16 protein-coding genes are annotated in these 18,501 nt (G+C 43.1%); all 16 read left to right on the forward strand.

Going from position 1 to position 18,501, the window contains the following annotated elements; all coding sequences use genetic code 11:
• Positions 1 to 29 precede the first annotated feature (29 nt).
• The 16 genes from CUU66_RS11045 to CUU66_RS11115 all read left to right on the forward strand — a co-directional run bounded on the left by CUU66_RS11045 (position 30) and on the right by CUU66_RS11115 (position 18,434).
• Positions 30 to 2,108, forward strand: coding sequence for a DUF4179 domain-containing protein (locus CUU66_RS11045; protein WP_101642072.1), 2,079 nt, complete (start codon positions 30 to 32; stop codon positions 2,106 to 2,108).
• A gap of 761 nt (positions 2,109 to 2,869) precedes the next feature.
• Complete coding sequence (locus tag CUU66_RS11050) at positions 2,870 to 3,928, forward strand: PrsW family intramembrane metalloprotease (protein WP_101642074.1); 1,059 nt, start codon at positions 2,870 to 2,872, stop codon at positions 3,926 to 3,928.
• 373 nt (positions 3,929 to 4,301) lie between these two features.
• On the forward strand, positions 4,302 to 4,871 hold the full coding sequence (gene cysC, locus CUU66_RS11055) for an adenylyl-sulfate kinase (protein WP_101642077.1): 570 nt from the start codon (positions 4,302 to 4,304) through the stop codon (positions 4,869 to 4,871).
• A gap of 526 nt (positions 4,872 to 5,397) precedes the next feature.
• The gene (locus CUU66_RS11060) at positions 5,398 to 6,123 is read left to right on the forward strand and encodes a Crp/Fnr family transcriptional regulator (RefSeq protein WP_180955256.1); all 726 of its coding nucleotides are present in this window, start codon (positions 5,398 to 5,400) and stop codon (positions 6,121 to 6,123) included.
• 245 nt (positions 6,124 to 6,368) lie between these two features.
• Positions 6,369 to 8,447, forward strand: a complete 2,079-nt coding sequence (locus CUU66_RS11065; protein WP_101642082.1) for a hydantoinase/oxoprolinase family protein — start codon at positions 6,369 to 6,371, stop codon at positions 8,445 to 8,447.
• Entirely contained in the window at positions 8,444 to 10,441 is a 1,998-nt protein-coding gene (locus tag CUU66_RS11070; protein ID WP_101642084.1) for a hydantoinase B/oxoprolinase family protein, read from the forward strand. Before CUU66_RS11065 ends, CUU66_RS11070 begins: the two co-directional genes overlap by 4 nt.
• Positions 10,438 to 11,211 (forward strand): creatininase family protein, encoded by a 774-nt coding sequence (locus CUU66_RS11075; RefSeq protein WP_101642087.1) that lies wholly within the window; start codon positions 10,438 to 10,440, stop codon positions 11,209 to 11,211. Before CUU66_RS11070 ends, CUU66_RS11075 begins: the two co-directional genes overlap by 4 nt.
• Positions 11,212 to 11,669: 458 nt before the next feature.
• Entirely contained in the window at positions 11,670 to 12,335 is a 666-nt protein-coding gene (locus CUU66_RS11080) for a GntR family transcriptional regulator (RefSeq protein WP_180955257.1), read from the forward strand.
• A 252-nt stretch (positions 12,336 to 12,587) separates the two neighbouring features.
• Positions 12,588 to 14,057, forward strand: coding sequence for a 4-hydroxyphenylacetate 3-hydroxylase family protein (locus CUU66_RS11085; RefSeq protein WP_101642091.1), 1,470 nt, complete (start codon positions 12,588 to 12,590; stop codon positions 14,055 to 14,057).
• 15 nt (positions 14,058 to 14,072) lie between these two features.
• A complete protein-coding gene (locus CUU66_RS11090) occupies positions 14,073 to 14,843 on the forward strand; it encodes a carbon-nitrogen family hydrolase (RefSeq protein ID WP_101642094.1) in 771 nt (256 codons plus the stop codon).
• 60 nt (positions 14,844 to 14,903) lie between these two features.
• Complete coding sequence (locus CUU66_RS11095; protein WP_101642097.1) at positions 14,904 to 15,578, forward strand: DUF2848 family protein; 675 nt, start codon at positions 14,904 to 14,906, stop codon at positions 15,576 to 15,578.
• A gap of 5 nt (positions 15,579 to 15,583) precedes the next feature.
• Positions 15,584 to 15,925 carry a cupin domain-containing protein gene (locus tag CUU66_RS11100; RefSeq protein WP_101642099.1) on the forward strand — a complete coding sequence of 114 codons (342 nt, stop codon included), beginning with the start codon at positions 15,584 to 15,586 and terminating at the stop codon, positions 15,923 to 15,925.
• 46 nt (positions 15,926 to 15,971) lie between these two features.
• Positions 15,972 to 16,142 (forward strand): hypothetical protein, encoded by a 171-nt coding sequence (locus tag CUU66_RS24155; RefSeq protein WP_180955258.1) that lies wholly within the window; start codon positions 15,972 to 15,974, stop codon positions 16,140 to 16,142.
• A gap of 76 nt (positions 16,143 to 16,218) precedes the next feature.
• On the forward strand, positions 16,219 to 17,010 hold the full coding sequence (locus CUU66_RS11105; RefSeq protein ID WP_101642101.1) for a cysteine hydrolase family protein: 792 nt from the start codon (positions 16,219 to 16,221) through the stop codon (positions 17,008 to 17,010).
• Between the two features lie 78 nt (positions 17,011 to 17,088).
• On the forward strand, positions 17,089 to 17,961 hold the full coding sequence (locus CUU66_RS11110) for an FAD synthetase family protein (protein WP_180955259.1): 873 nt from the start codon (positions 17,089 to 17,091) through the stop codon (positions 17,959 to 17,961).
• Positions 17,961 to 18,434: a flavin reductase family protein gene (locus tag CUU66_RS11115; RefSeq protein ID WP_101642105.1), complete on the forward strand. Its 474-nt coding sequence runs from the start codon at positions 17,961 to 17,963 to the stop codon at positions 18,432 to 18,434. Before CUU66_RS11110 ends, CUU66_RS11115 begins: the two co-directional genes overlap by 1 nt.
• Positions 18,435 to 18,501 lie beyond the last annotated feature (67 nt).

Genomic DNA, 18,501 nt, shown 5'->3' on the forward strand with positions numbered 1-18,501 from the left:
AAAAGAGAATAAAGGGGGAAACACATCTTATGATTCCGGCAAAAATAGATTCCATTTTCGTTTCTGCCATAAGACAAAAAGGCTTGGATTCTATTGTAGATTGGTTTGATCTGCATAAACAGCCGTTTTATGTACTAGGCTGGTGCTATCTTGGGAATACTCTGCAATTGGAAGAGCTTTTTTACCAGACTATATTAAATGTTCAAAAGGAGCTGCCTCGGTTCAAAAATGATGGATCATTCGAAACATGGGTAACCTCCATTCTCATACATACCTGCCGTAAACTTTCTAAGATTAAAAGTCCTCAAGATTCAGAGGAAAGTGAACTTGATGTTTTCTTTAAGGCTCTAAATCGGTTGGAAGAGTCCGAGATGGAAGCGCTGGTCCTAATAGGAATTCCCAGAGAGAAAGCGGCTCAGATTCTTCAGGTGTCAGCGGAACAAATGAAAGGACTTACGTTTTCCGGCATACGGTCGCTTAGAAAAGAAATGGGGTACGGTCCGGGCTTTAATGGCTGCAAGGAGTATCAAAAGGATTACATGGATTATCTTGAACGGACCATGGACCGGCCGCAAAAGATTGAATTCGAAAGGCATATATATCATTGTCCCAGCTGCCAGGAGGATTTGGGAACCTTCCAAGAAGTCATGTTAGATCTTTTGGAGCGGATGGAATCTATACATGTGCCTGCTGGGCTCATGGAGAAGATTAGGAAAAAGCTTGCTGAAAAGGAAACGCGGAAGCAGCAGAAAAATGAGCAGCGTACAAAAGTGGGGCTGATTATCGCAAGTGTATTCGCCTTATTAATAGGAACTGGTTATTTTACAGGGGGGTTTACCTACCTATACTATCGATGGACAGAAGAAAACCCACAATTACGTGCCTCTCTTCAACATGGCATCGGTGAAAGCCTGGATCTGGAAACACAAAGCAATGGGGTAAGAATAAAGATCAAGGGTGCCATTGCAGATAATGTGCAGACGCTTGTTTATTATGAAATTGAAGATATGAAAGAAGACAACCAATATGCGCTAACCTATGATGATGGAGTTTTGGTGGAGAACGGTTATAAAATCATGAAGAATGAAGACAATCCTAGATATTATCCTCCTGACCTTGAATCGGACCTTAATAATCAAGAAAAGAACGTGTATGAAGGAAAGCTTAGTCTGCCGCCGCTTTCTAAGGATCATGGTACCATCAACCTGAAGATCACAAAACTTATGAAATTATATCGTGATCCCTCTAGTCAGATAAATAATAGTGTTGATGAGGAAATGAATGAAAAGACAGGGAAGTGGAACCTTGCTATTCCTGTAACCAAACAGCCTTCGACGGAATATGCACTGAATGAAAAAACAAAACTCGAAGGAATCACGCTTCAAATGGATAAATTGATACTTTCACCAACAACCACTATTCTGCAATATCACATTGTCAATAACCAAGCCAGGCAGATACATCGAGTTACCTTCGACTCTCTGGAAGTGAATAATAAGAAAGCAAAACCTGATATATATGGGAGTTCCTTTATGGATTCATCTCCATTTGACTATACTTTTCAAGCTCATTTCGACCCTCTTCCAGGAGAAAAGCCCAAAGAGGCTAATGTTCGATTCGGATCTGTTACTTTAGGTGTGAATGACCAAAAAACCATCCAGCTGAGTGGTGCTGAAGAATATCCTCAAACCTTTGAATATGCAGGCAGTACCATCTCTATCGACAAGCTGGAAGCTGGAAATCCTGCCAATATGGTCATCAGCGATCATGAAATTAAGCATCGAGAGTATGATTCGCTTGATTTCCATGTTGTGGGTGAAGATAAAAATGCCATGCTTTCACTGGAGCTGGATGATATGCAAGGAGTTGCCCTGAACAAGAACGGGAAAGAATATGATCCTGCCAAAACTCCTTTTTTCTCTTATTCAACTGAGGACATGCGTTATTTGGTTACCGTTCAAAGCTTAAAGGTAGTAAATGAAGACTCTAGTCAAAAAGTGATTCCAAAACAGCTGCAGATTATGGGATATACGACAACCAAATTTTTGGATGATGTAGTGAAGGTTTCATTGAAAAAAGGAGTCCAAAGAGAAGGGGATAAAGAGTAAATAGGGTTATTAGCACATAGAGCTCAAACGGTTGACCTTGAAGTGTTCCGTTATGCTGGGTTATCTATGCTTAATGAAGGATAACTATTATAGGTATGTAGAGAAGTGTGAGGGTAAACCGTAATTCGTATGGATGAACTAGACTGCATGCTGGTTCAATATCCAACTTGTTTTTTTCAGTACAGGGGTAATGATCGTTTAAATTATCATTTAGTACACAGCTGCCTTTAATAGGTAGCTTTTTTGATTTTACAAAGACTTCAGGGAGATTATCCGTTTATTAGTGGTTGGCTCATTTCTTTCTATATAGAAGAAAATCAGCCGACCGTTTTTAAATCCACACAAATAAATAAGGTCACACCGAAAGGGAAATACACATAATTTTACTTTTTTAGGTCAAATTAGGAAGGAAATTCAATGAAAAATGAGAAGCAAGAGTACATACATGAAAACCACTTGATCAACTGTTTATGCATGCACGGGAGATAGAAGACAGCAAATCTGGTTTTGCCACTATATATTACGCGGTTTTTATTGTATTACTTACGATATTCGATACCTTGATGTGCATGGTTTGGGGAATGGCCTAAGAGAAGCCTTCCGGCTGGGATACCCCTTAGTATAGATGCCTTACATACCTTCCTTTTTTATGGGCAAGCCATTTGAGATCCAACTATTTTTTGTGTTGGACGAGTTACTTTGCTTAGTATCTACTTGCAATAAACTAGCAGCATTTAAAAATCAAGGGGGAGGGCGGCGTTTTGAAATGCTCGCAATGTGATTATTCCAATCCTGAAGCAGTGAAGTTCTGCTTAAAATGCGGTGAAAAGTTCTTCAAAACGGGAAAGCAGGAGGATGACAACAGCTATTTTTATGAATTTGCCCATTATGTGGATATGGTCCCAAGATTCGAGAGATCGGTTGAGCCGAAATTTCAAAATGTTTTTTCCCGGGTTTTCCGTAAGCATAGTGAACTGGAAGCGGAACGCTTATTTATCGTAGGAACTGCGCTTACGACACCCCAGCTTTCGGAGGTAAAAGACACCTGGCCAAAACCCTGGCTTTTTGCAAGAGTGTTTGTCATTGCGCTTATTGCTTTCGCAGGTTTTTACATAGGCGTAAGTATTTTTAATAACGCAAACTTTATACCCGGCCTTATTATTGTGGGTGCGTTTGCTGTTCCGATTGCAACGCTGATCTTTTTTTGGGAGATGAATGCACCTCAAAACATTGCCATTTACCGGGTTATGTACATTGTATTAATCGGCGGGATTCTTTCGATGATCGCCTCACTGGTGTTCTACGATATACTAAGAAACCATATCAATCCGTTTACCATTGGAATTGCGGAGGAGCTTGCCAAAGCTATAATCGTCATGATCTTTGTGACGGACAAAAAATACAAATACATCCTAAATGGCCTTCTTGTTGGTGCTGCAGTCGGAGCGGGTTTTGCCGCTTTTGAAACAGCAGGGTATGCTCTCAGGGCATTGTTAACCGAGCATGGAGCAGCTTTCTACATCACAATCCTCTGGCGCGGACTATTTTCTCCGGGCGGCCATATTGCCTGGGCGGCGCTAACTGGCGCAGCAATCTGCAAGGTAAAAGGAGACCAGCCGTTTACCTATAACATGCTGTTTAAATTTAAATTTTTACGGATCTTTATATTAGTGGTTATCATGCACGCTTTATGGGACACGCCCATACCAGGGATGTTCCCTTTTGGACATGTATTTTTGATGGCCGCTTCATGGATCGTTGTTTTCTTGATGATCAGGGCTGGACTTAAACAGGTTGGGGAAAGAAAATTAAGGATATAAACTATGGGTGGGAGCCCTTATAAAAAAAGTAATAAATAAGATATAAAAACGGTGGACCTGGAAGTAACGGGTTCGGTTTTCGAGTACAAAAACCTAATTATCATGCAAATCAGCAGTCCAATCCGCAACTGAATTGGACTGCATCTTTTTGTTGATATAGTATGGTTTTAATCTTTTTTTAAGTATGAATTACCATCCTAATTCAGACCTCTTTTGACAGGTTAACAGAAGTCAATTCTTACTACAGTAGACATTCTTAATATCCCTACTGTACTATCTAATCAATCATTGGATACCTCAGGCTTACCTGAGGTATTAGTTGTTCTTTTAGAAGCGATGAAGCAAACAATAAATCTTAGGGGTGCAGGCTATCATGGATAATCACATTGTATGGCATCGATCTGCGATAACCAGAGAAGAAAGGAACCAATTAAATAGACATAAAAGTGGAGTACTCTGGTTTACAGGCCTGTCCGGCTCTGGAAAATCAACTCTCGCGAATGCAATGGATGCCAGATTGTATGAATTAGGAGTAAGAAGCTATGTGCTGGACGGTGACAATATCCGTCACGGGCTAAATAAGGGTCTGGGCTTTGGAATCGAGGATCGAATTGAAAAAATAAGGCGGATTGGTGAAGTGGCCAAACTATTTGCGGATAGCGGTCAAATAGTCAGTACCGCGTTTATCTCACCGTTTCGTGATGACCGGGAACAGGCAAGAAATTTATTCAGAGAGGGTGAGTTTATCAAAATTTTTGTAGACTGTCCGATCACCATTTGTGAAAAAAAAGATCCGAAAGGATTGTACCGGAAAGCGCGGAGGGGAGAAATCCGCGACTTTACTGGAATTGATTCACCCTATAAAGGACCCAGTAATCCTGAATTAACTATTGAGACGTATCGGTATTCCATTCATAAAGCAGTAGAGCTTGTGCTGGCTTAGTTAAGAGAAACAAATTTTATCCCTTCAGAACGTTAATTTTTCAACGTTCTTTTATAATGGAGAAAGTGTTACCAGGGCATAAACGTGCTCTGGATATGTTTCCGCGAAAGGCGTCTATTTATGAATAGAAAACTCAAGGCGATGAAACTATTTTCACCGTCGTGTTTTTTGTTCAAAACTGTTCCACCAGTGTCTACTACCAGTGAAAAAACGGCTAAATGAAGGAGATATTCAAAAAAATATGAATTATAGTACATAAGTTGCAGGTAAACGGAGGTGTTAGGTGGAAGATTTAATGATTAATAGCTACTCCAACTCCCTGAATCGATGGTAAATGTAACACTGCTTATTGGTTGCTGGCAGGTACGACTCCAAATTCATTCCGGCATCTTATGAGCAAAACCCTCTCTGTTTCCATTTCAGAGCTTGTCAATCGACATTGTTCAAGATGTCAAAGGACCCTGCAGGATTATTTCCGATACTAAAGATTTGCCTGATAAAAAAATGTTATTTGTGGAGGTTCAAAATGACAGGGAATCTAAACGAGTTAGCATACGGGACTAAAAGGAGCGGAGTTATGGACATCCAGCATGTTATTGATGTAGCATTTCATCCACGGCAATTCGGTCCGCTGTCCGCAGAGATCATGGAACTGGCGGTACCCATGTTTTTCCCGCGGGGAACCATTATCAATCGGCAGGGTGACCAAGCACAGCAGTTCTTTTTTGTTCACAACGGCCATGTAAGAGGAACTATTGTTCGATCGGATGGCACCGAAAAAGTAATTGCCTTCGCAGACACCGGCCAGTTTTTTGCGGAAGTACCTTTTTTCCAGCAATGTAATCATTGGTACACAGGTGAAGCGGTGGAACCAACACATGTAAGTGCTTTTACATGGGCAACTATTGATAAAATCAACCATACCCATCCTGATTTCGTATTGAAGTTGATGCAATCTCTTGCTCATAAAGTCTGGATGTTGAGTAACCAGATGATGAGTGTAACGTTTGACCACTCGGAAGTCCGCCTTGCCCGTATCCTGATTGAAATCCTTAATCGGAAACCTATAGGTACACGTTCGTTATCTATTACTCACCAGGAGCTTTCAGCTTTAATGGGCACTTCAAGAGTCATGGTAACAAGGCTGTTAAACGTATGGCGTAATAGTGGGATTGTTGATCTTCGAAAAGGGTCCATTCGAATAATAAATAACCAGGAGCTTGAAAGGATAGCAGCTTTCGGCTTCGAATAAAATTTTCCCTTCCATTGACTTGATCTTAGATACTCTCACCGCAGGTTAACTTAAATAATCCCGGTAGAATTTGCATTAAATCCTAGACGTTTAATCTTTTTCAGAATTTTTTGTCTTTATGTAACTAATGAACAGATACGATGCGATGCAGGTGCTACACTTAAAAGCAAGCGAGCTAAAGCAATTCCTGTAAAAACTGCTTTCGGCTTAAGTGTGAAATAACGATTCGGAAAGGGGAGAATAAAATGAGTTGGCGTATTGGAATTGACACAGGGGGTACATTTACTGACCTGGTAGCACTCAATGATATTACTGGCGAGGAGAAGGTATTTAAAACGTCAAGTACACCCGATGATCCTTCCCGGGCTTTCCTTGATGCAATACAGGGAGTGCTGGGTGAGATCGGAGCAACAGCTGAAGAAGTGACCATGCTTCTCCACGGGACCACAGTTGCAACAAATGCTGTATTAGAAGGAAAGTACTCGCAGCTTGGCCTCATTGTTACAAAGGGATACAGGGATATGCTAGAGGTTGCCCGCCAGAATGTTCCCGGCGAGTTTGGGGCTATCAGCTACTGGATCAAACCGCCTCGGATCGTGCCTCTGGAATTAGTTCGAGAAGCGGACGGGCGCCTTGATTACAAAGGAGAGGTTTTACGCCCGCTTGATGAGCAGCAGATCCGGCTTGCAGCCAGGGAATACCGTGAGATGGGAGTAAAGGCAATCGCAGTGTCCTTTATTCACTCCTATCAGAATCCGGCTCAGGAAGAAAGGGCTCGCGAAATTATTCAGGAAGAATATCCAGATTGCTTTGTGTCAATATCCTCAGATGTAATCCGTGAATACCGCGAATATGAAAGGACGCTTACTACCTGTTTAAATACAGGGCTCATGCCTCTCCTTTCGACGTATCTCGACCGCCTTAGTGACCGCGCACAGGAAGCAGGAACAGAGGCCCCGCTTTATGTAATGAAATCGAGCGGCGGCGTTTCCACAGCGAGCGAGCTCATTAAAAGACCAATAGCAGCTTCACTTTCTGGACCAGCCGCTGGTGTCATTGCAGCTGCTGCTATTTCGAATGCAGCTGGAATTACGGACGTGCTTACTCTTGATATGGGCGGAACGAGCACTGACATGGCTTTGATTGAAGGCGGTATCCCGCGTCTTCTGACAGAAGGCAAAATAGATATATATGATATAAAGTCACCGATGATCGACATGACTACAGTCGGAGCGGGCGGCGGCTCCATTGCCTGGCTTGCTGGCAGCAAGGCTCTTAGGGTTGGTCCACAAAGCGCCGGATCCGCTCCTGGCCCTGTCTGTTATGGCCGTGGAGGAACAGAGCCGACTATAACTGATGCCAATCTAGTATTGGGAAGAATACCGCCTTATCTGCTTGGAGGGGCAATTCCGCTGGACAGGCAGGCTGCATATGACGCAATTAAGACTAAAATCGCGGATCCGCTGGGACTTTCAGTTGAAAAAGCAGCTGCAGGGATTTTAGAAATTGCTACTCAAAACATAGCAGCCGGAATTAGAGTTGTATCAGTCAGACGCGGACGGGATCCGCGAGATTATACATTGTTCCCATTTGGCGGTGCTGGCGGACTCTTAGTTTCACCAGTTGCCAATGCGCTGGACATGAAAAGCATTCTGGTTCCAATGGCACCAGGGGCTACTGCTGCTGCAGGCCTTCTCTATTCCGATGTACGTGTTGACCATGTTATTACGGATGTACAGCGGGAAGATTTACTTAATGAAGAACAGCTGCAAGAAGAGTTTTTACAAGTTCGGGAACGTGTTATCGAGGATTTAGCGAACCAGGGCTTTAAAAGCTCAGGAATTCGCCTGCAGGCGTTCGTCGATATGCGTTATGTAGGACAGGCGTTTGAAATTCGAGTTCCGCTTCCAATTTCTGATGATTCTATATCACTTGCTGATAGCTTTAAAAACTTCCACACCGCGCATGAGAGTCAGTACGGCTATTCTTACGAAAACAAATCACTGGTTGAAATCGTGAATATAGGGGTAACTGGATTTGGACAGCTTGCACCGCCTCGACATCGTCCGAAACCATACTCCAAGGGTGGATGGAGTGACTTGCTGAAGTTCACGCGTCCGTTATATGTAAATGCTGTATCAGATTATGTTCATTGCCCAGTGTATGAACGTCCGACCGAACCAATCTCTGAACCTCTTGAAGGACCGGCAGTAATAGAACAGTACGATACGACTACGGTGGTGGAACCAGGATGGGAAGTATCCGTAAATGAATTCGGACATCTGCTCATAACCAGAAAATCAGTAGGAGGAGTACAAGGATGACAAATGATCAGCAAACTCATATTTTTGATACATCCATTTATAAGACCCCTGAATACAAACCATTCAGACAGCAAGAATGGCCCCGCTCCGATGAAGAATGGGCCCGTATTGAAGAGTATAAGCAGAAAGTGGATCCTATTACTCTGGATGTCGTCGAAGGAGGTCTCGAGGCAGCGGTGGAAGAGGGTGAGGCTGCTGTTGAGCTGGCTGGGCGATCCACCATTATTCGTGAGCAGCATGATTATCGCGCATCCATCTGTACGGTAGACTGCAATAATGTAACTTCTGTTTCCTGGGGTGCAAGTGCCGATGCAGTCCGTGCACATTTTCCTCTTGAAGATATTCACGAGGGAGACGTCTTTTTATACAATGACGCTTACGATTCACATGGTACCATTACCCATCTTCCGGACTATTGCATATGTATTCCGATTTTTCACAGCGGCCGCCTGATTGCCTTCAGCATGATTTTCGGCCACACCGAGGATGTAGGCGGCAGATCGGTTGGCAGCTGGCCGACTACTTCTACCAGTATTTTTGAAGAAGGAATCCAAATCCCGCCTGTCCGGCTTTACAGCAAAGGCAAAGTACAGCAGGATATTTATAAAATTGTCCTTCGGAACACCCGTTTTCCAGATACTATGCAGGGGGATCTGGATGCATTCATTGGTGCCTGCCGGCTGATTGAGCGCCAGGTGAAACAGCTTTGCGACCGGCTGGGTGCAGATATAGTAGAAGCCGCTATGTACAAGCTGATGGACCGCTGTGAAGAAGCGGTTAGAAATGTGATATTGCCTATGTTCCCTAATGGCGAATACACCGGAGAGGATTTCTTGGATAATGATGGAATTAACATGGAGGATCCCGTGAAGCTGATGGTTACCATCCGCAAGGATCCAACGAAAATCATTTTAGACTGGACGGGGACTAATCCACAGACGGAAGGTCCGCTGAACTCTCCGAATGATGGCAGATTTCTGTCCAAGTGGGTGGGTTCATTCTTATCCCAATTTGCACCTGGCACTGTCATTAATGAGGGTGTTACAAGGGTTTTCCGCTGTGAACTGCCGCCAGGCACTGTACTGACATCGGAGTATCCAGCTCCTGTCATTAACCGGATGCAGTGCTGGTTCCGCAGTTTCGGTGCCTATGGAGCTGCGTTGGCCCAGGCATTTGGCGGGAATGTGAATGCGGATAATAACTGTGTGCAGGTATATGGTGTATACGGATATGATAATGACGGAAAGCCATGGCTGTATCGTGAGGTATTCGGCGGCGGATCAGGAGCACGCCCTTACGCTGATGGAACGGATGCGGTGGACATGGTGAATGACGCGAAGAACCTGCCGACCGAGTTTATAGAACAGCGATATCCCGTAGTCATTGAAAGGGTTGCCCTTAATCCTGATTCCGGCGGATGCGGGAAGTATCGCGGCGGTATGGGCTATGTAAAAGACATTCATATATTAACGGACGGGTACTACGTAACATATGTGGACCGGACCGCTTTCAGTTGCTTTGGCGTAAACGGAGGAGGTCCAGGTCTGCCTGGCGGAACATGGATTAATCCTGGCACTCCAGATGAGAAGTTAGTCCAGTTCTGCCAGGAGGGAATCCCTGTAAAAGCAGGTGATGTGATCCGGGTTACGACTCCAGGCGGAGGCGGCTGGGGAGATCCATTGGAACGGGATGTTGAGGCTGTCCGTATGGATGTACTCCGCCAGTTGGTGTCAGTTGAAAGTGCGAAGGAAAATTATGGGGTTATCGTCCACAAGCGGACGAAGGGTCTATCCACCGAGTATGAAGTTGATTTAGAAGCTACCGATCTGATGAGGGAAAAAATTCGTCAGGCCCGGAATCCCCTGAAACTCATCAATCGCGGGGAGTATGCAGAAGAAAAACGTAAAGCCGGAAAAATCACCTATAATGACGTATTCCTGCCTCAGACCGGAACCGAGGCCCACGCGCCGTCAGGTGAAGAGCAGCTGTCATGAGTTTTGTTGAACTGAAATATTTAACTTCATATGAAGCGGCAGTGGCTGCCAGGCAAAAAGGAGCCATTGGTTTGATCCCGGTAGGAGCATTGGAGCAGCACGGCCCGCATTTGCCGCTGGTGACTGATTCAGCCATGGTCGAAGTTCTTGCTGCAGCAGCAGCAGAGCGTTTTAGAGAGCCGGTCATCGTCACACCAACACTAATGGCGGGATTATCTGACCATCACGTCGAATTTCCCGGCACCGTTAGCCTTGACCGGAAAACGCTGAAAGGTGAAATTGGGGCCTATATCACATCTCTTAACCGCATGGGTTTGACTCGCATCTGCCTTCTAAGTTTTCATGGCGGGAATTTCAGTTTTTTAGGAGACTGTGCCGATGACAACTTACTTGCCTTACAAGGCGTGCAGATAGAAGCTTACACAGATTTTCGACAGTTTCTTAACGTGATGCATACGGCCGGTCAGAAAGCAGGACTGCAGCTTGCTTCAACTGACAGTCATGCAGGAGCACTGGAAACCAGCCTGGTTCTGCATGTGTTAGGTGAGGAACGGGTGCGTGAATTTGAAACGGTACAGGGATATACCAGGAATGAGCATGGGTGGATGGAGACTATGCAGGCTAAGGGAGTAAAGGCAGTCAGTGCCACCGGTGTATTTGGAACACCATGCGGCGCAAGCGCGAGTGCCGGAAAAATGATTCTGGACGCTTTGGTTGATGAAGTGGCTTTATGGCTCGGGGAAACCTTTCTGCTTGAGGAAATCCGCTAGGTTAAACGCAAGACTGCTCCATCGTGATTAGTAATTGCCATATCAAATACAAATTTAAAGGCTCAAGGCCGCCCGCCTTGAGCTTTTTACGTTTCGGCGGGATCGTTATTCAAAATATAGTTATGTTTAGGCGAAACCGCACAATTTATATTTTGGAAAAGGCTTTGTTAAAGATCATTGTTGATTTTTGCACTATGTTGATCTTCGCTGCAGGTGCGAGACTCCTGCTGGAAAAGCGGGCAAAGGGGAGACCCCTCAGGCGTGATACGCCGAGGAGGCTCCGGGACTGCCCGCGGAAAGAGAGTGCCCTTCGCTGCAATCAAAAGGCAAGATTGAATTTTTTGAAAATTTAAATTTATTGTTTGACTTGTGTACACTGTATTATGTACAATGTATACATAAAACATAAACAGTTGTCCTGGTTACCCTGGACTCTATTTCTAAAGAGGGCGATTTATATGGAAGAACGATATTTAAAACCAATACGACAGCAAACGACTCAGGATATAGTATATAAGCAGGTATTGGATGCAATATTAAATGGTGCTTTTACCAGGGACGAAGTGTTTACAGAAGTTCAGCTGGCAGAATCTTTAAACACGTCGCGAACACCTGTAAGAGGAGCTTTACAGACCCTGGTCAAGGATGGATTGCTTGTTTCAATCCCAAGAAAGGGATTAAGTATACGAAACATCACACAAGAGGAACAAGACGAAATTTTTCTATTAAGAAGTTCTATCGAATTGGAAGTAACGAAGAAGCTTACCAGCATGACAATTTCAAAGGAAAACTTGATGCTGCTCAATAATTTAATTCGACAGCAGGAAGAAGCAATGAATAATGATGATAACATTCATTTTATTGATTTAGATCAGGAATTCCATTTGATGCTGACAAGGCTTGCCAATTATAAATTGATGGAGCAAGTGTTAATTAATCTCCATAATCTTACACAATTGATGGGATTAAAGGCAGTAAGCCGAAAAGGCCGAATGAAAGAAGTGCTGGTGGAACACAGGCGAATCATTCAGTCCATTGAGGAACAAAATACAGAATCGGCTTCAAAATTTATCTTAGACCATTTAAACAATTCTAAAAACGCTTTGAATTTTGAGGACAGATAAAAATTCCCACTCGAAAGGGGGAGATGATTTTTACATATTCAATAGATTGAAATCTAAATCAAAAAACAGGAATTCTCCTCTAGTCAGTCACATTTCTCCAGATTTGTGATACCGGCAGAAATATAAGCGGGTACATTCTGGATATATATTGTCATCTTTGAAAATTCACATAGAAACAGTGAACAGTTCAAGTTCAAATGCGATCAAAACATAGATTACTATAAAGGTTGTTTTCTAGAAAGGAAGATTACATTGGTCAGAACAGGTGCGCAATATTTAGAATCGATTAAGGATAACCGCTGTGTTTATATTGGAGGAGAACGGGTGGAGAACGTAACGACACATCCTGCCTTTAAAGGTATTTCCCAAACGGTTGCAAGTCTTTATGATATAGCAGCCGATGAAAAGCAAAATATGAGCTACATAACAGAAGATGGCACGATAGCAAACAAAATATATATGATTCCAAAAAGCATAGAAGAGCTGAAAGAAAGACGTGAAGCCATTGAAAAATGGGCGAATGCCACTTGTGGGTTTGTTGGCAGAAGCCCGGATCATGTTGCCGGTTTTTTGGCTGGATTTGCAAGTAATCCTGATGTTTTTGCCCGAGGCGGACAAATGTATAAAGACAACGTATTGAACTTCTATAAGTACGCCAGGGATAATGATTTATATCTAAGCTACGTAATTATTCCTCCACAAACAGACCGAAGTAAAGCTTCACATGAGCAAGAAAATGAATTTACAGCTGTCGGTGTCTATAAAGAACAGGAAGATGGGATCATTGTCCGAGGTTCACAAATGTTAGGGACGGGTTCAGCAGTATCCGACTACCTCTTTGTAAGCTGCATTTCACCTCTTCGCCCGGGTGATGAAGCTCATGCCGTGTCTTTTGTCGTGCCGCTGAGTACACCAGGGCTAAAATTATATTCTAGACCAAGCTTTGCAGCAGATAAGCCAAGCACCTATGATTATCCATTATCCACCCAATTTGATGAAGGCGATTCCCTGGTTGTTTTCGACGATGTGTTTATTCCATGGGAGCATGTTTTTGCCTATCGAAACATCGATATAGTTAGAGCTCAATTTCATGAGACGCCAGCGCATGTTTATGGGAACAGCCAGGCGCAAATCCGTTTTGTCATGAAACTGAAGTTTATAATTGGAATTGCCAGAAAAGTGGCTGCCATGAATGGAATTGATAAATTGCCGCCAGTACAGGAGAAATTAGGAGAATTAGCTTCCATCGCTGCTTCTATTGAAGGCATGCTGCTGGCATCCGAGTATAATTATATGACGGATGAAAACGGAACTGTTTATCCGAATCGCAGATTTTTATATGGAGTCGTTGGTTTACAGGATTCTATTTATCCGAAAGTGATCCATATATTAAGAGATTTAGTGGGTGGGGGAGTTCTTCAAGTACCTTCTACCTATAAAGAAATGATAAATCCTGAAACAAGGGATGACATTTCACGCTATATCAAATCTCCCGGTGCGTCTGCAGAAGAACGTGTGAAATTATTCAAACTCGCCTGGGATGTAATAGGGTCAGAGTTTGGGGGCCGCCACCAGCAATACGAGTTGTTCTATAATGGTGCCCCATTTGTAACGAAAGGGTATGCTTTTAGAAACTATCGCTATGAAGAAGTGGTTCAATTGGTCGATCAATTTCTGGAAAGCTATCAGATTCCGCAAAAAGTGGAAGAACAAATGATTTAAAAATGAGGGAGAATTATGAAAATATCATCTGTACAAGTAGAAATTAAAGATAATGAATCAAAAGAAGAAAGAATTCAAAGAGTAAGCGGGATTTTGGACGGGTTGAGAGGTCAGGATTTAATTTTGCTGCCGGAAATTTGGGCAACAGGTTATTTTGCCTTTGACTCGTATACAAAAGAAGCAGAAACGATTGATGGTCCTTTTGTCCAGCACTTTTCAGAAAAAGCAAAGAAGCTTGGAGCCTATATACATGCTGGAAGTTTTGTTGAAAAAGAAGGGGATAAGTTTTACAACACAAGCGTTGTTTTTAACCGTGAAGGAGAGCTTATTGGAACAAGCCGTAAGATTCACTTGTTCCGATACGGTTCAGCGGAAGGAGAAATCCTGACACGCGGCGAAAAGCCTACAGTAATTGATACCGAATTTGGAAAGATAGGTCTCTCTACATGTTATGATTTGCGCTTTCCAGAATTATTCAGACAGCAGGTAGATGAAGGAGCGAAGATTTTTCTGGTCACTTCCGCATGGCCGCATCAACGGCTTCAGCACTGGAAATTATTCAATGCCGCTCGTGCCCTTGAGAATCAATGCTTCCTAATTTCTAGCAATTGCGCTGGGAAAACAAACAATGTACTGCTGGGAGGCCACAGCCAGGTAGTCGACCCATGGGGTGTCGTCATTGCGTCTGCAGGTGAGTTTGAAACCGTGCTTAAAACTGAAATAAACCTGGAGCAGATAGATTCGATTCGTGAGGTTTTTCCACAGCTGAAACACCGGGTTTTATAGAAGCAATGTAAGATTGGTTCCTTAAAGTGAGGACAGTATAGTCTGTAGGAGGAATGAAAAATGGAAGTAAGAATTGAAAATAAGGATATGAACTGGACGCCTGACCGGCTTGTCATTGCTGGCTATACCGCGAAGGACCAGGATGCTGCAAGAAAGCATATTGAAGAATTAAAAGAATTGGGAGTTCCTGCCCCGCCAAGAATTCCGATGCTATACGATCTCACTCCCTCGCTGCTGACCTCCGACTCTACAATTTCTGTGGTGAACAATCATAGCAGCGGCGAGGTGGAAGTTGTTTTACTTAATATAGAAGGAACCAGGTATTTAGGGCTGGGAAGCGACCATACTGACCGCATACTTGAAGCAGTCTCCATCCAAAAGTCGAAGCAAGTGTGCCCAAAGCCAATAAGCAAAGAATTATGGAAGCTTGATGAGATCGAGGAGCGTATAGGCGAGATTGAATTACGGAGCTGGATGACAATTAATGGCGAAGAAGCCTTGTACCAGGAAGGGAAATTGAGTTCTTTTCTATCTCCTGAAGAATTGCTGCAAATTGTTGAAGAGCGCGGATACAACAGTTCCAATCTGGCTTTGTTCTGCGGAACGCCGCCGCTTATAGAGGGTGAGTTCATTTTTGGAGAAGCATTCAGGGCAGAGCTATTTGACAGGAATCTCGAAAGAAAAATCACTCTTTCATATAAAGTCCAACTTTTAAAAGATGCTGAGGAGGAATAAAAACCATGCCAAAACAAGAGCTTGAATTCACTGCATACACTAAATTTGAAGTTGAACAATTTGAAAATGTTAAAGGATTATCCCAAAGAGTCATTGCTGCCGACCCTGAGACAGGAGTAGCTACCCGCATTTTGCAATTTGAGCCTGAAACGGATACATCACCAAATGGAGTACAAATTCACGACTTTTGGGAAGAACTCTATATTATTGAAGGTTCAATCATTGATTTAGAATTGAATGAAGAGTTTACAGCAGGCATGGTGGCTACCCGCCCTCCAGGAATGAAGCATGGTCCATGGATATCAAAAAATGGCTGCAAAATCTTTGAAGTTCGGTACTACGCATAAGTCCTGAAAATTACAGTCCACCATGATAGCATCTAAGAATTTGGCTATGTTAAAGTACATTATTATTTTTGGCACTGGGTTGATTGGAGCGGAAGGCGCGAGACTCCTGCGGGAAAAACGGGTCAAGGGAGACCCCACAGGCGTTTCACGCCGTGGAGGCTCCCGGACAGCCCGCGGAATGGGAGTGTCTGGAGCGAAAATCAACATACAAGTTTAACAGAGCTCAGAAATTAATATTAGATAGTTATTTTCGATGAAAAAAGCTAAATAATCAAATTCAAGGAGGACTATAAATGGAAAGCAAAGTAGTAAACGACTTTTTAAAGATTTACAATCGGACAGAGGAAGACCTGCTTCAGCCAGATCAGCTTGAGGCAAAAGGTGTATTTTCCGGAGAAAAAGAGTTTATCGAATTTGCGGAAAAGGACTACAATACAGACAAACACTGGGCGTTTGAAATTAAAAAAGAAGAGTGTGCGTTATTGGTTATTGATATGCAGGAGGATTTCGTCAATCCCTCCCATCCAATGTGTGTTCCAGAAGCCTATCGAATGGTTCCACGCATCAAAAATGTGATAGAAGATTGCCGGGGTCTAGATATACCGGTCATTTACACAGCCCATACAATTGCTGAGGACTGCAGTGCGGGATTCTATCAATACTGGGAACCTATCAAAAATGGTGCAATTAAAGAGGGAGCACCAGGTGCTGATATTTACTCCGGAATCTACCCGCTGCCAAATGAAAGGGTCATTAGAGCCAAACATGCCTACTGTTCTTTCGCTGGTACGGACCTGGACTATGTTTTAAGGAACTTAGGTGTTAAAACACTAATTATCAGTGGAACCTTAACTAACTTCTGCTGTGAATCAACCGCTAGAACCGGCTATTTTCTAAACTATAATATCGTATTTGGCGAAGACATCAATGCGACCGATAATGCCCTGGCGCATGAGGCGACGATAAGGACGATGCGTAGAGGCTTTGCGCGTGTTTTAACAGCTGAGCAGATCAAGGAGGTTCTTCAAGAAGGAGATACCATCCATCAAAATGCGGTTAGAAGCAGGGAAACAGCAGCTGTTTAATACAATTATAGAATTGTAGGTTTTGCTGCCTAAATGAAGTACTGCCAGGCTATTCTGATGAGAGAGAAGGTGAAACACGTGGAAGTTATTTACGTCAAACATCCAGAAGCTTTGGAGCTCGCTGCTCAGGAACCTCATGTAATGGCGATAGGTTTTTTTGATGGCGTTCATCTGGGCCATCAATCGCTATTAAATGAAGCAAAACGTATTGCTAAAAAGAAGAATCATACATTTACAGCCATGACCTTTGATCCTCATCCAAATGAAATTATTAAATTTGAGAAAAACATGAGGTACATTACACCGCTGCCTTCAAAAATCGAGAAGCTAGCTGCTCTTGGAGTGGAAAGGCTGTTTATAGTAAGTTTTGACTTAGCATTTGCTTCCCTTTCTCCATCAGATTTTATAGACCAATATGTTTTAGGACTTCAAGCCAGGCAAATCGTGGTGGGATTTGATTTTACTTTTGGCCGAAAAGCTCAAGGGACTATAGATTATCTAAATACGGCGAGCAAGAACAAGGGATTTGATGTAACGGTCATTTCTAAAAAAACACATAATGACGAAAAAATTAGTTCGACCATGATCAGAAAGCAATTAAGAGCTGGAAAAGTTCAACTCATACCGGATTACTTAGGTCAACTTTATGAAATCAAGGGTTCCATCCAGCTGCCAAATTGGCATAATTCCGGGAATGAAAGCAGTTTTGGGTTTATCGCGGACATGAAGTATATGCTTCCGGCACCGGGGACATATCATGTGGAAGTCCTATACAGCGGCAGAACAATTCGGGGACTATTCAGCAGGAAACATTCCAGTCTTCCAATTAATTCTCTGAGCGGGGTTCCGAAGCAGTGCCTTGGCGGAGAATGTACTATAAAATTCTTAAGTTCGGTGCAAATACCGCAGCAAGCAAAATTGGAGTGTAATTTAAAGGAGGTCATCTACTAATGGATGATAGAGCGTTCAGAACCGCGATGGGTAAATTTGCAACAGGTATCACTGTGATCACAACAAATATTGCAGGAGAGGCGCATGGCATGACAGCAAATGCTTTTATGTCGGTGTCGCTGAATCCCAAGCTGGTTTTAGTGTCAATAGGTGAAAAAGCAAAAATGCTGGACAAAATTAATCAAACCGGTAAATTTGCGGTAAACATTTTGTCAGAACAGCAGCAGGATTATTCCATGTATTTCGCTGGTCAGATTAAAGATGAACGTTCAATTGAGTTTGACTGGATCAGTGAAATGCCCGTAATTCAGGATGCGCTGGCTAACATCGTCTGTACGGTACATAGCAAGCACATCGCCGGAGATCATACATTATTTATCGGTGAAGTAACGGATATCGTCATTCGTGATGGTGAGCCATTAACATTCTTTGAAGGGAAATACGGTAAAATCGTAACCAATCAGCCGACCTGAGCAGCACATCTCAAATAATCGCCTCCTAGATTGGAACCACATTGATGCTTTAGTAAATGTAGATCGA

This window comes from Peribacillus deserti (genome assembly GCF_002863585.1).
GTDB lineage: Bacteria > Bacillota > Bacilli > Bacillales > DSM-1321 > Paraperibacillus > Paraperibacillus deserti_A.

Excerpts from the sequence above, each read along its gene's own strand:
- CUU66_RS11045 (WP_101642072.1), top strand. The coding sequence starts at position 30 with ATGATTCCGGCAAAAATAGATTCCATTTTCGTTTCTGCCATAAGACAA.
- cysC (WP_101642077.1), top strand. The coding sequence starts at position 4,302 with ATGGATAATCACATTGTATGGCATCGATCTGCGATAACCAGAGAAGAA.
- CUU66_RS11060 (WP_180955256.1), top strand. The coding sequence starts at position 5,398 with ATGACAGGGAATCTAAACGAGTTAGCATACGGGACTAAAAGGAGCGGA.
- CUU66_RS11065 (WP_101642082.1), top strand. The coding sequence starts at position 6,369 with ATGAGTTGGCGTATTGGAATTGACACAGGGGGTACATTTACTGACCTG.
- CUU66_RS11070 (WP_101642084.1), top strand. The coding sequence starts at position 8,444 with ATGACAAATGATCAGCAAACTCATATTTTTGATACATCCATTTATAAG.
- CUU66_RS11075 (WP_101642087.1), top strand. The coding sequence starts at position 10,438 with ATGAGTTTTGTTGAACTGAAATATTTAACTTCATATGAAGCGGCAGTG.
- CUU66_RS11080 (WP_180955257.1), top strand. The coding sequence starts at position 11,670 with ATGGAAGAACGATATTTAAAACCAATACGACAGCAAACGACTCAGGAT.
- CUU66_RS11090 (WP_101642094.1), top strand. The coding sequence starts at position 14,073 with ATGAAAATATCATCTGTACAAGTAGAAATTAAAGATAATGAATCAAAA.
- CUU66_RS11095 (WP_101642097.1), top strand. The coding sequence starts at position 14,904 with ATGGAAGTAAGAATTGAAAATAAGGATATGAACTGGACGCCTGACCGG.
- CUU66_RS11100 (WP_101642099.1), top strand. The coding sequence starts at position 15,584 with ATGCCAAAACAAGAGCTTGAATTCACTGCATACACTAAATTTGAAGTT.
- CUU66_RS24155 (WP_180955258.1), top strand. The coding sequence starts at position 15,972 with ATGTTAAAGTACATTATTATTTTTGGCACTGGGTTGATTGGAGCGGAA.
- CUU66_RS11105 (WP_101642101.1), top strand. The coding sequence starts at position 16,219 with ATGGAAAGCAAAGTAGTAAACGACTTTTTAAAGATTTACAATCGGACA.
- CUU66_RS11115 (WP_101642105.1), top strand. The coding sequence starts at position 17,961 with ATGGATGATAGAGCGTTCAGAACCGCGATGGGTAAATTTGCAACAGGT.